Annotated in this window: 14 protein-coding genes; 5 read left to right on the top strand and 9 right to left on the bottom strand. The window is 70.7% G+C overall.

From position 1 onward, the window contains the following. Positions 1-156: 156 nt before the first annotated feature. Together OHB13_RS23590 and OHB13_RS23585 are read right to left on the bottom strand one after the other, a co-directional pair. The gene (locus OHB13_RS23590) at positions 157-1,422 is read right to left on the bottom strand and encodes a L,D-transpeptidase (RefSeq protein WP_328378407.1); all 1,266 of its coding nucleotides are present in this window, start codon (positions 1,420-1,422) and stop codon (positions 157-159) included. A gap of 262 nt (positions 1,423-1,684) precedes the next feature. Beyond that, positions 1,685-2,044 carry a hypothetical protein gene (locus OHB13_RS23585; RefSeq protein WP_266853806.1) on the bottom strand — a complete coding sequence of 120 codons (360 nt, stop codon included), beginning with the start codon at positions 2,042-2,044 and terminating at the stop codon, positions 1,685-1,687. Between the two features lie 111 nt (positions 2,045-2,155). On the opposite strand from OHB13_RS23585, the gene OHB13_RS23580 reads away from it, so the two are divergent. Continuing rightward, on the top strand, positions 2,156-2,413 hold the full coding sequence (locus tag OHB13_RS23580) for a hypothetical protein (protein ID WP_266853808.1): 258 nt from the start codon (positions 2,156-2,158) through the stop codon (positions 2,411-2,413). Between the two features lie 110 nt (positions 2,414-2,523). Here OHB13_RS23580 and OHB13_RS23575 read toward each other — a convergent pair whose 3' ends face one another. The 4 genes from OHB13_RS23575 to OHB13_RS23560 all read right to left on the bottom strand — a co-directional run bounded on the left by OHB13_RS23575 (position 2,524) and on the right by OHB13_RS23560 (position 6,915). Further along, the gene (locus OHB13_RS23575) at positions 2,524-3,675 is read right to left on the bottom strand and encodes a GGDEF domain-containing protein (RefSeq protein ID WP_328378406.1); all 1,152 of its coding nucleotides are present in this window, start codon (positions 3,673-3,675) and stop codon (positions 2,524-2,526) included. 118 nt (positions 3,676-3,793) lie between these two features. Then, positions 3,794-4,618, bottom strand: coding sequence for an enoyl-CoA hydratase/isomerase family protein (locus tag OHB13_RS23570; RefSeq protein WP_266853812.1), 825 nt, complete (start codon positions 4,616-4,618; stop codon positions 3,794-3,796). A gap of 49 nt (positions 4,619-4,667) precedes the next feature. Then, a complete protein-coding gene (locus OHB13_RS23565; protein ID WP_401601871.1) occupies positions 4,668-5,843 on the bottom strand; it encodes an adenylate/guanylate cyclase domain-containing protein in 1,176 nt (391 codons plus the stop codon). A gap of 127 nt (positions 5,844-5,970) precedes the next feature. Next, on the bottom strand, positions 5,971-6,915 hold the full coding sequence (locus tag OHB13_RS23560) for a biotin--[acetyl-CoA-carboxylase] ligase (protein ID WP_328378405.1): 945 nt from the start codon (positions 6,913-6,915) through the stop codon (positions 5,971-5,973). 132 nt (positions 6,916-7,047) lie between these two features. Here OHB13_RS23560 and OHB13_RS23555 point away from each other — a divergent pair, with 132 nt between their 5' ends. After that, positions 7,048-8,631 carry an acyl-CoA carboxylase subunit beta gene (locus tag OHB13_RS23555; protein ID WP_266853818.1) on the top strand — a complete coding sequence of 528 codons (1,584 nt, stop codon included), beginning with the start codon at positions 7,048-7,050 and terminating at the stop codon, positions 8,629-8,631. Between the two features lie 34 nt (positions 8,632-8,665). Next, positions 8,666-8,872: an acyl-CoA carboxylase epsilon subunit gene (locus OHB13_RS23550; protein WP_328378404.1), complete on the top strand. Its 207-nt coding sequence runs from the start codon at positions 8,666-8,668 to the stop codon at positions 8,870-8,872. A gap of 131 nt (positions 8,873-9,003) precedes the next feature. Here OHB13_RS23550 and OHB13_RS23545 read toward each other — a convergent pair whose 3' ends face one another. After that, entirely contained in the window at positions 9,004-10,416 is a 1,413-nt protein-coding gene (locus tag OHB13_RS23545; RefSeq protein ID WP_328378403.1) for an amidohydrolase family protein, read from the bottom strand. Between the two features lie 154 nt (positions 10,417-10,570). Here OHB13_RS23545 and mmpB point away from each other — a divergent pair, with 154 nt between their 5' ends. Both mmpB and OHB13_RS23535 read left to right on the top strand, forming a co-directional pair. Then, positions 10,571-10,699: a morphogenic membrane protein MmpB gene (gene mmpB, locus OHB13_RS23540; RefSeq protein ID WP_266853824.1), complete on the top strand. Its 129-nt coding sequence runs from the start codon at positions 10,571-10,573 to the stop codon at positions 10,697-10,699. An 82-nt stretch (positions 10,700-10,781) separates the two neighbouring features. Continuing rightward, positions 10,782-11,384, top strand: coding sequence for a Maf family protein (locus OHB13_RS23535; protein WP_328378402.1), 603 nt, complete (start codon positions 10,782-10,784; stop codon positions 11,382-11,384). A 19-nt stretch (positions 11,385-11,403) separates the two neighbouring features. Here OHB13_RS23535 and OHB13_RS23530 read toward each other — a convergent pair whose 3' ends face one another. Further along, entirely contained in the window at positions 11,404-12,687 is a 1,284-nt protein-coding gene (locus OHB13_RS23530; protein WP_328378401.1) for a carboxylesterase family protein, read from the bottom strand. A 408-nt stretch (positions 12,688-13,095) separates the two neighbouring features. Beyond that, positions 13,096-13,551: a hypothetical protein gene (locus OHB13_RS23525; RefSeq protein WP_328378400.1), complete on the bottom strand. Its 456-nt coding sequence runs from the start codon at positions 13,549-13,551 to the stop codon at positions 13,096-13,098. Positions 13,552-14,007 lie beyond the last annotated feature (456 nt).

The following is a 14,007-nucleotide window of genomic DNA, read 5'->3' as shown; positions in this document are numbered from 1 at the left end:
CTAGGACCCGCCCGTGATGGCGGGATAAGGCCGGCGTGAGAGCCGGATGAGAAGGCCCCGGTGGGACCTGCGGTGCGCCGGAACGCCGACGGCGGCCCGTCCACAGGGGAGGGGCCGCCGTCGTACGGGGACGGGGTGGGCTCGCGCCCGGTCCGGTCAGGCCTGCGAACCGGCCTTCCACGCCGACCAGTTCATGTTCCAGCCGTTGAGGCCGTTGTCGGGCTGGATCGTCTTGTCGTGGGAGTTCTTCACCACGACCACGTCACCGATGAGCGAGTGGTTGTAGAACCACGCGGCCGAGGTGTTCGGGTCGTTGGCGCCCTTGGTGTCGGAGAGCCCCACACAGCCGTGGCTGGTGTTCGACGAGCCGAAGAGGGACTTGGCGCCCCAGTAGTTGCCGTGGATGAAGGTGCCGGAGCTGGACAGCCGCATGGCGTGCGGGACGTCCTTGATGTCGTACTCGCCCTTGCCGTCGGCGTTGGTGAAGCCGACCGTGGAGCCGTCCATCCGGGTCTGCTTGTACTTCTCCGAGATCACCATCTGGCCGTTGTACGTGGTGTGCTCGGGGGAGCCGGCCGAGATCGGGATGGTCTTGATCGTCTTGCCGTCCTGGGTGACCTTCATCGTGTGCGTGGCTGCGTCCACGATGGAGACCTGGTTGCGGCCGATCTTGAAGCTGACGGTCTTGTCCTGGACGCCGGTGACGCCGCTGGCGCCCTCGACCCCGTCCAGGGCCAGCTTCATCGTGACGGTCGACCCTTCCTTCCAGTACTGGTCGGGGCGGAGGTCCAGGCGGGTGGAGCTGAACCAGTGGCCGACGACCTGCTGGCCGCTGCTCGACGTCACCTTGACGGCGTCCTCGACGGCCTTCTTGTTGGTGATCGGCTTGTCGAAGTTGATCGAGACCGGCATACCGACGCCGACGGTCGAACCGTCCTCGGGCGTGAAGTTGCCGATGAAGCTGTGCGCAGGCGAGACCGTCGTGAACGACGAGTTCTCGTGGGCCTGCCGCCCCTTGGCGTCCTTCGCCGTGACAGCGATCTTGTACGTGGTCGAGCGCTCCAGCGGGGCGTCCGGCTTCCAGCTGGCGCCGTCGGCCGAGATGGTGCCCTTGACCGTGGTGCCCGTGGTGCTGGTCATCGCGACCTGGGTCAGCTTGCCCGAGGTGACGGCGACCTTGGCGTCCTTGTTGATGCCCGCGTTGTCGGCACCGCTCTTGGGCGTGATCGCTATTCGGGCGTCGGATGTGTCCTTCGCCGCGGCCTCGTCGACCGCACTCTGCGAGGACTTCGCACCGTCCGGGCCGCCGGCCTTGCTGTCGCCACCACTGCAGGCCGACAGCACCAGTACGCCGCCGAGCAGAGCGGACGCAGCCATCAGGCCCTTGCGCCGCCTACTTACCGTCATCACACGCTTCTCCATCGTTGCCGAATACCCCGAAAATCCCCGAGCAGGTCACCTTGAGCGCCGGGACTGTGTGCCCGCACTGTGCCCGTACCGCTCTTCAAGAACGTCTGCCCTTTAAGAACATCTGGACCGATGTGTCGGTTCCCCATCCAGTGAAGATGTGTGAAACAACACGTGCAGATCTGTGGTCCCCGCGGCCCCCGGAGTGCGGTGCCCGCACTCCGGGATCCCGTTCCACCGCCGTGTTCCCCCGTGGATGCCCTGTCACACAACGGAGTTACGGAGTCACTTCCGCCCCGTCGTCGTCCAGCTCATCCTCCTCGTCCAGGTCCCATTCCAGCGAATCGGGGTCGTAGTCGATCTGCTCGCTCGACCACCCGGCCTGGACGAGCTCGACCCCTGGCACATCGCCGAGCAGGTCGAGCGGGTCCACCAGGTGGGCGACCGCTTCTGCAGCGTCTTCCCTGACCGCGGCGTCGGCATGCACACGGTCCTCACCGAGCATGCCGGGCTGCGCCCCTTCCGCGTCGTCAGCGATCCGTTCGAGCGCGGCCTCACGGAGCGCGGGAGCGTCGTGCACCTCCAGCACCAATTCGACCTTCAGGCGCACATAGCGGGATGTTTCTTCGTTGGTCATGCGACGGAGCGTAAGGCTCCGCACGTCCACGACTTTCCTGCGACCCGCTGCTTTCACTAGCATCAGCGCGCAGAGCGCCAATTCACGTTTGCAGTAAGGGAGATCGATCCTGTGTCAGCCCGCCGGCCGCTGTTGACCGCCGCATCGGCGGGGGCCCTCCTCTGCGCCCTGTGGTTCGTGCCGTCGGCACACGCCACAGGCGATCAGCGGACCGGCGGCGCCCCCGCACACCAGGGTCAGCGGCACACCGCCGCTCTCCCGGCGACGGCCGGGAGAGCGGACACCACCGGGTATGTGGTCGGTGGATCGCTGTTCCTGGGACTCGGCGCGGCCTCCGTCGTCTACGCGCGCCGGACACACACCGGCTGACCTGCGGCCTCTCGTCCGGATCAGGACGGGGTGGGCCCCCTTGGCGTAAGGGCATCCGGCCGCGTATGCAGGTACGGGAATCCGGCCGTGTACCGGAAATCAGCCGCTTATCACGTACGGGAGTCCGGCCGCTTGCCCCGGAGGTGGCGCCGGTCGCCGGTCGGCGGAGGCGTGTCGGCGAGCCGCATCACCGCACCGTCCCGCCCCGCCACCACCGGCTTCACCGACCGTGCGGCCTTCGCCCGGTACTGCGCGGCGTCCGCCAGCCGGAACAGCCGGCGGGCGGACTTGAGCGGCCCGATCGGATCACCCGTGGACGCGACCCCGCACGCCACCCCGTCCCCGAGCTCCAGCTCGGCCGCCCGCACACAGAGATCGTCCGCGACCGCGATCACCGCGTCCGCCGAAGGGCCCACCGAGAGCAGGCAGAACTCGTCACCACCGAGCCGGGCCGCCAGCGCGCCGGGCAGCATCGCGCCGCAGACGGAGAGGACCGAGCCGAAGCGTTCGAGGAGGCGGTCGCCGGCCGCGTGGCCGTGGGTGTCGTTGACGCGCTTCAGGCCGTTGAGGTCGCAGACCATCAGGCTGACGACCGTCCCGTCGGCCAGGAACCGGTCCACCGCCGCATCCAGTCCGATGTCGACCGCGCGCCGGTTGGCGAGCCCGGTCAGCGGGTCCGTGAAGGCCAGCTTCCTGACCTCCTCCAGGCGCTCGGTCTGCGCGAGACCGGCCGCCACCACCGCGGCCAGCACGGTCGCGAAGTCCGCGTCGGACCGGTCGAAGACCGGCGTCCCCACCGGCCTGGCCACGTACAGCTCGCCCCAGGCCCGGCCGCGCAGCACTATCGGCGCGACCACACAGCTGCCGCGCCCCCGCCTGCGCAGCGCGGCCACCCGCTGGTGGCAGTAGCCGGCCGATGCCGCCGACGACTCCGCGGGCCCGTCGGCCGTCTCGACCCAGGCGTTGGGCTCGCCGCCGCTCGCCCACCGCTCGTGCAGGAATTCGGCGATCTCCGGGAAGTGGTTCACCGGGTAGGTCTCGGCATCGGGGAATTCGGCCTCGTCCTCGACCCGCTCCCCCACGTTGGCGAGCACCTTGAGCCGGCCCAGCTCCCGCTCCCAGACCGAGAGCGCGGCGAAACTGCCGCCCAGCGCCTCACAGGCACCGAGCGTCGCCGCCCGCCAGGACGCACGCGGCGTGTGCGCCGCAGCCATGCCCTGCGCCAGCGTCACCACGGCCCGCAGCCGCACATCGTCACCCATTGCTTCAGCTTAAGGACGATGTGCGGCTTTTGAGTAGTTATGTGTTACAGGCTGTGACATGCAGGCGTACGGATCCGGCCCCGGAGGCCCTCACCCTGGACGCCTGTGCCGGTCGGTCCTACTCCCCCGGCCACTGCGGCTTCCGCTTCTCGTTGAACGCCGCCACACCCTCCGCCCGGTCCCCGGAGAAGGCCACCGAACGCCAGGCCGCGTCCTCGACCTCAAGACCGGCGCGCAGATCAAGACCGTGCCCCAGCCGCAGCGCCCGCTTGGCCGCCCGCAGCCCGACCGGCGAGTTCGCCGCGATCCGCCCCGCGAGCTCCAGCGCCCCGGTCCTGGCGTCGTCGGCCAGGATGTCGATCAGGCCCAGCTCCCGCGCCTCGGCCGACTCCACCCGCCGGGCGCTGAACACCAGCTCGGCCGCGCGGGCTGCGCCGACCCGGCGCGGCAGCAGCTGCGTACCACCGCCGCCGGGGATCACACCGACGGACACCTCGGGCAGCCCCACCACGGCGGTGGCGTCGGCGACGATCAGATCGCAGGCCAGGGCCAGTTCGAAGCCGCCGCCCAGCGCGAAGCCGTGCACGGCGGCCACGGTGGGCATCGGCAGCTCCAGTACGCCGGTGTACGCGGCGCGCGCCGTGGGGCGCTGGCGCACCAGCTCGGCGTCCGTGAGGGAGTTGCGCTCCTTGAGGTCGGCGCCCACACAGAAGGCCCGGTCGTGGGTGGAGGTCACCACCACGGTCCGCGCCGACGGGTCGGCCGCCAGCGCGTCGCAGGCCGCCGCGATCGACCGTGCCATCGCGGTCGACACGGCGTTCATCGCTTTGGGCCGGTCCAGGACCAGTTCGGCGACATGGCCGTGCCGGCGCACGACGACGTACTCGCCGAACCGCTGCCCGGCCGCCGCGCCCGTTCCACTATCTGAGATTTCTGAGGTCATCCGCGCACGATAGCCAGCGGATCCGGCGGGCGTCAGCCCCCCGCAGCGGTCAGCCGGGTGCGCCCGTCGTACGGCGGGTGAGCAGCCACGGTTCGACCACGCCGAGCCCGCGCACCGGCCGCTGCCACATCGGCTGGAGGGCGAAGCGGTAGACGGGCGGCTCCTCGCCGCTCTTCTCGGCGCGCTCGGTCTCCGCCGCCGCCTCCGACTCGGAGACCGGGGCGTCACCGTGGCGCCCCAGCTCCTCGGCGAGCGCGCCGTCCACCAGGACCGTGTCCTTGGGAGCTATCGAGGTGAGCCGCGACGCCAGGTTCACCGTCGTGCCGAACACGTCGCCCATCCGGGTCGTGACGGTGCCGAAGGCGATGCCGACCCGCAGTTCCGGCATGGTCTCGTCGTTGCTCATGGTCTCGATGAGCCGCAGCGCGATCTCGGCCGCCGTGCCCGCGTCGTCCGCCGCGTACAGCACCTCGTCGCCGAGGGTCTTGATGAGCCGGCCGCCGTGCGCGGCGACCAGGTCGGCGCAGGTCGTCTCGAAGGCCTCGACCAGCTCGCCGAGCTCCTCCTCCTCCAGGCGCCGGGTCAGCCGGGTGAAACCGACGAGGTCGGCGAAGCCCACCGCGAGCCTGCGGTCGACCATCTCCTCGTCGTCGGCGGCCTGCACGACCCGGCCGGTGGCGGCCGCCAGCTGGCGCCGCCACACATAGCGCAGGAACTCCTCCAGCTCCGGCAGCAGCAGCTCCACCAGGGGGTACGTGACCTCGGTGCGGGTCATCCCCGGCTCGGGCGGCTCGGTCAGACCGGCCAGGAAGGAGTCGATCTGCCACTCGGCGAGCCGGGCGGTGGTCTGGCCGGTGGACCGCGCGACCTGTACGGCCATCGGCTCGCTCAGCAGCCCCGCCTCGACGAGTCCCGCCAGCCGGCGCAGCGCGAGGACGTCCGCCTCGGTGAGCGCCTTGGCCTGGCCGATGTCCGGGAAGCCCATCGCCCGCCAGAAGCGGGAGGCGAGCTCCATCGAGACGCCTGCCGTACGCGCGGCCTGGAAGGGGGTGTAGCGGCGGTCGGCGCCGAGGATCAGCTGCTCAAGGCGGATGGCGAGCGGATCGTTGGTCGGCTCCGCGGTGTGATCGACCTCATGGTGGGGGGTGCGGTACGGAGAGGAAGGGGGCTCCTCGTCCGCGCCCGACGAGATGTTGTCGACGGTCACCTGCCGCCTCCTGCCCATTCCCTGCGCACTGCCCTGCCGATCTGGCTGACGCTCCGTGCTGATCTGCCCGCGGATCGCCTCAACCATACGGCAGGTGTGCCGTAGCTCACGTGCCTGCCGCGGTTCGGACCCGCGCGGACGGGTCTCAGACCGGTCGCAGATGCACGATGTCACCGGCGCCGACCGGCTGCACCCCGTCCTCCGTGGCCAGCACCAGCCGGCCGTCACTGTCGACGGCGACGGCCTCCCCGGTCATCGAGGTGCCGCCGGGCAGCTCGGCCCGGACGGTGCGGCCCAGGGTCGAGCAGCCCGCCGCGTACGCCTCCTGGAGCCGTGAGGCGGCCGGGTCGCCCTCCGCCGCGCGCCACTCCCCGTACCACTGTTCGAGCGAACGCAGCACGGCCCGCAGCAGCGGGTCCCGGTCGGTGGAGACCGCACCGGCGAGGGCCAGCGAGCCCGCGGTGGGGACGGGCAGTTCCTCCGTGCGGAGCGAGACGTTGAGGCCGACACCGACCACGACCGCGCCGTCCGCGGTGCGTTCGGCGAGGATGCCGCCCGCCTTGCGCTCGGCGCCGGACGGGGCCTCCCCCGGACGGAGCCAGTCCGAGTCCTTGGGGTCCTCGGGCTCCTTGGGCTCCTTGGGCTCCTTGGGGTTCTCGGGCTCCTCGGGGACCGTGACCAGCAGGTCGTTCGGCCACTTCAGCGCGGTGTCGACGCCCGCCGCCCGGGAGAGACCGGTGGCCACGGCGACGCCCGTCAGCAGCGGCAGCCACCCCCAGCGCTCGACCGGGACCCGCGGGGCGGGCCGCAGGAGTACGGAGAAGAAGAGCCCGGAACGCGCGGGCGCCGACCATGTGCGGTCCAGCCGCCCGCGCGCCGCGGTCTGTTCCTCGGCGACCAGCACCGCCCCCTCGTCCAGTCCGGCGGCCCGCCCCACGAGGTCGGAGTTGGTGGACCCGGTGGTCGCGACCACGTCGAGCGAGGTCCACAGGGATTCCGGCCGCACCAGCGCGCGGCGCAGGGCCGTCGCGTTCAGCGGCGGGCGCTCCAGGTCCGACCAGCGGTTCTCAGGTACATCGGATGACGTCATGCAACCCACAGTAGGTGTGGCAAACGACGCACTGCCGAGGCGCACCCGCGCCGATACGCTTACGTGCCAGTAGCCGAACCAGTAGCCGAAACGCCCTGTCAGACGCCTGCACACCCAGGGAGCCGCATCCCGATGTCCGAGCCGGAAGAGATCAACGTCCACACCACCGCGGGCAAGCTCGCGGATCTCCAGCACCGCATCGAAGAGGCGACACACGCCGGTTCGGCGCGCGCGGTGGAGAAGCAGCATGCCAAGGGCAAGCTGACAGCCCGTGAGCGGGTGGAACTGCTCCTCGACGAGGGGTCGTTCACCGAGCTGGACGAGTTCGCCCGGCACCGCTCCACCAACTTCGGCATCGAGAAGAACCGCCCGTACGGCGACGGCGTGGTGACCGGCTACGGCACGGTCGACGGACGCCCGGTCTGCGTCTACTCGCAGGACTTCACCATCTTCGGCGGCTCGCTCGGCGAGGTGTACGGCGAGAAGATCATCAAGGTCATGGACTTCGCCATGAAGACCGGCTGCCCGGTCATCGGGATCAACGACGGCGGCGGCGCCCGAATCCAGGAGGGCGTGGCCGCGCTCGGCCTGTTCGGCGAGATCTTCCGCCGCAACGTGCACGCGTCGGGGGTGATCCCACAGATCAGCCTGATCGTCGGCCCGTGCGCCGGCGGCGCCGTGTACTCCCCCGCGATCACCGACTTCACGGTGATGGTCGACCAGACCTCGCACATGTTCATCACCGGGCCCGACGTCATCAAGACCGTCACCGGTGAGGACGTGGGCTTCGAGGAGCTGGGCGGCGCCCGGACGCACAACTCCACGTCCGGTGTGGCGCACCACATGGCGGGCGACGAGAAGGACGCGATCGAGTACGTCAAGTCGCTGCTCTCCTACCTCCCTTCGAACAACCTCTCCGAAGCGCCCGCCTTCCCGGAGGAGGCGGACCTGGAGACCTCGGACCTGGACCGGGAGCTGGACACGCTCGTCCCGGACTCCGCGAACCAGCCGTACGACATGCACACGGCCATCGAGCATGTGCTGGACGACGGTGAGTTCCTGGAGACCCAGGGCCTGTTCGCGCCGAACATCATCACCGGTTTCGGCCGGGTCGAGGGCCACCCGGTCGGCATCGTCGCCAACCAGCCGATGCAGTTCGCGGGCTGTCTGGACATCAACGCGTCGGAGAAGGCCGCCCGGTTCGTCCGCACCTGCGACGCGTTCAACGTCCCGGTCATCACCTTCGTGGACGTGCCCGGCTTCCTGCCGGGTGTCGACCAGGAGTACGGCGGCATCATCCGGCGCGGCGCCAAGCTGATCTACGCGTACGCGGAGGCCACGGTCCCGCTGATCACGGTGATCACCCGCAAGGCGTTCGGCGGCGCGTACGACGTGATGGGCTCCAAGCACCTGGGCGCCGATCTGAATGTCGCCTGGCCCACCGCGCAGATCGCGGTGATGGGCGCGCAGGGCGCGGTGAGCATCCTGCACCGCCGCACCATCGCGGCTGCGGACGATGCCGAAGCCACCCGCGCCGGGCTGATGTCCGAGTACGAGGACACGCTGCTCAACCCGTACGTGGCGGCCGAGCGCGGCTACATCGACGCGGTGATCATGCCGTCGGAGACCCGGCGGCACATCGTGCGGGGGCTGCGTCAGCTGCGTACGAAGCGGGAGTCCCTGCCGCCCAAGAAGCACGGCAACATCCCGCTGTAGACCGGGCTTCCGCCATCCCACGAAGGGCTCGACGATGATCAAGGTCGTACGGGGAAACCCGACCCCGGAGGAACTGGCCGCCGCACTGGCGGTGGTGCAGGCGCGGGCCGCCGCCGCGGTCTCCGCACCGTCAGGACCGCCGCTGCCGCCCGAGGAGTGGTCCGATCCGGCGCGTATCGCCCGGCACCGGATACAGCAGCCGGGACCGCGCGCGTGGGCGCGCACCTACTGGCCGGCGTAGGTCCTGTCCGGGCGCGGGGACTTCAGACCGCGGCAGGGTGCTCATCGGCGGGCGCCGATGAGCACCCTGCTGCCGCCCGGCCAGTCCCCGCCGCGGCGGCGGCCCTGCGGGGTTCGCCCGGACCGCGCGGGTCAGGCGGCGCGTACGTGCGCCGCGGCCCGCTCCGCTGCGCGGACCACCCGCTCGGTGTCCACGTTCACCAGCTCGCCGCCCGACTTGCGCAGACAGCCGTCGATGAAGACCTCACTGACGTTCGGGGGCTGGCCGTTGAGCACGATCTGGCTGATCCAGTCGAAGCGCGGCGCGAAGTTGAGGGTGCCGGGGTCCAGGACGAGGACATCGGCGCGCTTGCCCGGCGTCAGCGACCCGACCTGGTCCGCCATCCCGATGCACTCGGCGCCGCCCATCGTCGCCAGCCGCAGCACGGCCGGGATGGTCGGATGGATCTCGGCGTCCTGGTGGAGCGCCCGCTGCAGTCCGACGGCCGCTTTCATCACGTTGAACATGTCGGACGTGTCGTTGGTACCGCCGTCGTGGCCGAGCCCGGCCTTGACGCCGTGCCGGTGCATCGCGGGCAGCGGCATGATGCCGGAGGCCAGCCGCATGTTGCTGAGCGGGCAGTGCGCCACCCGCACATCGTGGTCACCGGTCAGCGCGATCTCGTCGTCGGTGAGGTGGATCGCGTGGTTCATCAGCAGTTGGGGGCCGAAGGCGCCGACCTCGCGCAGGGCGCGGATCTGCTCGTCCTTGCGGTCGGTCGCGGCCTCCAGCACATGGGAGTTGATCATCAGGCCGAGATCGCGTGAGACCTCGTGCAGCAGCCGCAGGTCCTTGATCCCGGACATGGCCGCGTGCACCGCCACCTGGGCGGAGGCCAGCGGCAGCGGGTCCAGGAAGTCCTTCTTGACCTCCGGGATCAGATGGCGGTCGGCCCCGCTCTGGGTCATCGCGTAGACGAACCGCAGTCCCGAGTCGTGCAGCGCCCTGACATAGCGCTCGCTGGTGTCGTACGGGATGGGGTGCACCCAGTCCACGACGGTGGTGACACCGGTCTGCAGGGCGTCGAGGGCCGCGAGGTGGACGAAGCCGTACATGTCCTGGGCGTCGATCTTCGGCAGGACGGCCCGGTTGCAGGCATCCAGCCAGCCGGTCACGTTCTGGTCGGAGCAGCCGCCGCGGATGCTCGACTGCCAGAGGTGGTTGTGGATGTCGACGAAGCCCGGCAGGACCAGCCTGCCGGTGGCGTCCACCACCCGCGCGCCGTGCGGCACGTCGAGCCCCTTCCCGACAGCGGCGATCTTCCCGTCCCGCAGCAGGACGTCGGTGCCGCCCTCCATCGTGCCGAGCACCCCCTTGCCGATGGCGGGATCCATCGTGAGGACGAGGTCGGCGCCGCGCAGCACCGTGGTCCGCCGCTCACCCGGGTTCTCGCTGTGGCCGCCCGGCCGTTCGCGGGCGGCGGCCGGTAACCCGGCGGCTGCCGCCAGCGGAACACTGCCCAGACCTGCGAGAACGCTGCGCCGGCTCATTTTCGGAAAGTTCATTCCATTTTTATACCGTGGCAACAACACGGCGCAGCAAGGCGGCTTCCGGCCAACTGACGGATCGTCACATACCGTCGGAGACCCGGATACGCCCGGCCGGCCTGAGTACCCGTACTCAGGCGCCGGACCCCTTCCCGGCCGCACCATCGAGTGCATGCTGTGGTCCGACCCGGAGAACAAACCGCCCAAGGAGCTGCGAGACGTACAGGCGATGCTGCGCCGTGCCGGTCTCGTGCTCGCCGCGGCGATGATTCTCGTGATGGCGGTCCTGAGCCTGCGTTGAACCGAGCCCGAGCTGAACGGGCCTGCGCCGAACCGCCCCGCACCGGTCCGGGCGCGCCGGGGCGCGGTCATACGATGACCCCATGACTGCTCAGCGCCGGCTCGTTCTCGGTTCCGCATCGCCCGCCCGTCTCGGACTGCTCCGCAACGCCGGTCTCGACCCCGAGGTGATCGTCAGCGGCGTGGACGAGGACGCGATCAGTGCGCCCACCCCCGCCGAGCTCGCTCTCGTACTGGCCGAGGCCAAGGCGCGCTCCGTCGCCGCCCGCGACACCGCGGCCGGCGCCCTCGTCATCGGCTGCGACTCCGTACTGGAGCTGGACGGTGAGGCGCTCGGCAAGCCCGCCGACGCCGAAGAGGCCACCGCACGCTGGCTGTCGATGCGCGGCCGGGCGGGCGTCCTGCAGACCGGCCACTGCGTCATCGACACCGCGAACGGCCGCAGCGCGTCGGCCACCGCCTCCACCACGGTCCGCTTCGGCGAGCCGACGGACGCCGAGATCGCCGCGTACGTGGCGAGCGGCGAACCGCTCCATGTCGCGGGGGCGTTCACCCTCGACGGCCGCTCGGCGCCGTTCATCGACTCCATCGAGGGCGACCCCGGCAACGTCATCGGCCTCTCACTGCCACTGCTGCGCAAGCTGCTGGCGGGCCTCGGCGTATCCCTGACGGACCTCTGGGTCTGACGGGTCCGAACTGCGGCGGTTACCGGCCCGGTACCGGCCCGTCGGAGCAGTGCAGCGGGCCGGGCGCCGCGCCGGGAACTCCGGTCCGTACGAAGCCGAGCCAGGTGGCGCGCAGTGCGGCGCCGAGCGCGTCGACCTCGTGCGAGGGCGTGCTGCCCAGCATCGGGGCACCCTGCCAGGCCGCCCTGCCGCCCAGCAGCAGCGGCAGTTCGACGCAGTGCGTCGCGCCGAATGCCGAGCCCGCCGGGCGCCAGTCGAGGCGGTAGGCGTGCACGCGGGCACCGGCCCGTACGAGCCGTTCGCCCAGCTCCGCGAGCGGGGCGGCGTACATCCGCGCGGTGAGTTCCGCCGGATCGCCCTCCACGCCGGGGAAGGCGGTCATGTCGTCGGCGTTCCAGCCGTACAGGACGTCCAGGCCGCGGACGTTCTCCGCGAAGGCCGCACCGTTCCGGGCGAGCACGCCGTCGACCGGGCTGAACGGAGGCTCCATCGCGCTGCCCGACCTGAGCAGATGGGCCACCGCGGTCTCCCGCTGCGCCTCCAGGAGCGCCGCGTGGCCCGCCGTCGAAGGGGACTCGCCCCGCGCGGCGAGGTGGTCCGCGAAGATCCGGCCGAGCTCAGCGGAATCGTCGCGGGACCGCTCAGTGAGCGCCAGCGGGGCGCTCTGCAGGATCGCCCGGCCGAAGAGCCCGCGGGCCTCGTCCATCTCCATGAGCAGCCGGATCGAGATCCCGCCCGCCGACTGGCCGAACACGGTGACGCTGCCGGGGTCGCCCCCGTACTCCGCGATGTGCTCCCGCACCCAGCGGAGCGCTTCGAGCTGGTCGTACAGGCCGAGGTTCCCCTCGCTGACACCGTCGAGGCAGAGGTAACCGAGGGCCCCGACACGGTAGTTGACGCCGACGACCACCACGTCGCCCTGGGCGGCGAGCGCGCTGCCGTCGTACCAGTCCATGAGCCCGGCACCACTGCTGAACCCGCCGCCGTGGAACCAGACCATCACGGGGCGCGCCCCGCCGTCGGCGGCCGGGGTGGTGACCGTCAGATTCAGGCAGTCCTCGCCCTGGGGGCGGCTGTCATGGGGCGGACCCATCACCGCGTCGAGCCGGGACGGCGGTTGCGGGCAGATCTCGCCGCTGGAGGGGCGGGTGTCACCCGCCGCCACGGGGCGCGGCCGCCCGAAGCGTTCGGCCGTCGCATAGCGGATGGGACCCGTCCGGACCGGCTCGGTGCCGGTCCGTCCTGCGCCGGCCGGTCCTGCGTCCGGTCCGGTCCGGGTCAGCCCTGCGCCGGAGCCCGTCATCTCGTACCTCCTGTATCGGTCACCGGCGGTCAGCCGGTGAGGGAGTCCGCGGCAACAGTGTCCGCCGGTTCCACCGTGGCGGGCGTGGACGTGGTGGCGTCGTCCGGGCTCTCCGCAGGGCGTGCCTGGTCCACAGGGAGTCGGTTCAAAGGGGGGTTCACTGGGAGGATGGGCCGACCGGATCAAGGCCCGCCTTCGGCGAGCGCGCGCGAGGCCCTGACGACCAGCTCGACCGACTCGTCGTGCAGCTTGCGGCGCACGGTGCGCTCGTCGGACGGTACGGTCAGCCGCCCCGCGACGAAGTCGACGCGCCCGGCGTCCAGTTCGAGGAGCAGGGTCTCAGGTGACGCCTCCCGGCCGACCCCAGGCCCCTTCGGACAGCGTTCGCCCGTCGGACATATGGCGGTGTCAGACAGCCGCGGGGGCGCCTCCGGACACGTCCGGCTCGCCTTCGGCCGCCTCCGGTTCCGGGCGGTCCCTGTCGTACGCCACCAGGGTCAGGACGATCAGCCCGAGCACCACGATCATCACGACGAAGGCCGGCCAGCCGACCAGGCCCCAGGTGAGCGCCCCCAGGACGCCGTGCACCACGGCGCAGGTGATCAGGAGGATCCGGCCGAAGCGGCCGGGCGCCCGGTCCGTGATCCCGGCGCGCAGCGGGAAGAACGCACAGAGCAGCAGATAGGCGCCGAAGACACCCCCGGCCACCCAGGAGCCGGTGCTTATCGCGCTCGGTTCCAGGCCCGCCATGGACATGTTCTGGTTGTCGGCGACCTTGCCGAGTATCAGGTTCACGAAGGCGATCCCGAACGCCTCAAGGAAGAGGACGATCGCGGCCACCAAGGCCACCGGCCTGCGCGCCATGAGCCACCCCCAGTCAGATGCCAGTCGGACCCCGGTCGGACCCCGGTCGAATCCGGTTCGGATCCCAGCCGGATCCGGGTCGAATCCGAGTCGAGTCCCTGTCAGATTCCGCTTGTTACCGCAAGTATGTGCGACACCGCGCAGGCTACTAACGGGTAGTCGCCGGGACAAGGGGTCTGAACGGTCCGAACGGGCGGCAAAAAAATCACCCGTCCGTTCGTAGGGACCCCACAAAGAAACGCGAGCCGCAGCGGTCCCGACTGACAGAGACCTAACCCGCATGGCGGGGCTACTGTGGGTTCTGAGAACCCTCCGTACCGTGGTGTGACAAGGGAATTCGCGGCACTGCCGAAGCTCGTGTCACACCGCGTGTGGGGAAGCTCACCTATGGGGACAGGTCGAAACGCGGTGTCGGCAGTCCCTAAACTCAGCTTGTTTCAGCGAACTCTTCGGCAC

The organism is Streptomyces sp. NBC_00440 (assembly GCF_036014215.1).
Taxonomy (GTDB): Bacteria; Actinomycetota; Actinomycetes; order Streptomycetales; family Streptomycetaceae; genus Streptomyces.
Note: the sequence above shows the minus strand (reverse complement) of the source record. Positions and strands in the feature narration are given on the sequence as shown.

Coding starts and splice junctions, on each gene's coding strand:
- OHB13_RS23555 (WP_266853818.1), top strand. CDS start 7,048: ATGTCCGAGCCGGAAGAGATCAACGTCCACACCACCGCGGGCAAGCTC.
- OHB13_RS23575 (WP_328378406.1), bottom strand. CDS start 3,675: ATGGGTGACGATGTGCGGCTGCGGGCCGTGGTGACGCTGGCGCAGGGC.
- OHB13_RS23590 (WP_328378407.1), bottom strand. CDS start 1,422: ATGGAGAAGCGTGTGATGACGGTAAGTAGGCGGCGCAAGGGCCTGATG.
- mmpB (WP_266853824.1), top strand. CDS start 10,571: ATGCTGTGGTCCGACCCGGAGAACAAACCGCCCAAGGAGCTGCGAGAC.
- OHB13_RS23565 (WP_401601871.1), bottom strand. CDS start 5,843: ATGGGCAGGAGGCGGCAGGTGACCGTCGACAACATCTCGTCGGGCGCG.
- OHB13_RS23550 (WP_328378404.1), top strand. CDS start 8,666: ATGATCAAGGTCGTACGGGGAAACCCGACCCCGGAGGAACTGGCCGCC.
- OHB13_RS23525 (WP_328378400.1), bottom strand. CDS start 13,551: ATGGCGCGCAGGCCGGTGGCCTTGGTGGCCGCGATCGTCCTCTTCCTT.
- OHB13_RS23560 (WP_328378405.1), bottom strand. CDS start 6,915: ATGACGTCATCCGATGTACCTGAGAACCGCTGGTCGGACCTGGAGCGC.
- OHB13_RS23535 (WP_328378402.1), top strand. CDS start 10,782: ATGACTGCTCAGCGCCGGCTCGTTCTCGGTTCCGCATCGCCCGCCCGT.
- OHB13_RS23545 (WP_328378403.1), bottom strand. CDS start 10,416: ATGAACTTTCCGAAAATGAGCCGGCGCAGCGTTCTCGCAGGTCTGGGC.
- OHB13_RS23585 (WP_266853806.1), bottom strand. CDS start 2,044: ATGACCAACGAAGAAACATCCCGCTATGTGCGCCTGAAGGTCGAATTG.
- OHB13_RS23570 (WP_266853812.1), bottom strand. CDS start 4,618: ATGACCTCAGAAATCTCAGATAGTGGAACGGGCGCGGCGGCCGGGCAG.
- OHB13_RS23530 (WP_328378401.1), bottom strand. CDS start 12,687: ATGACGGGCTCCGGCGCAGGGCTGACCCGGACCGGACCGGACGCAGGA.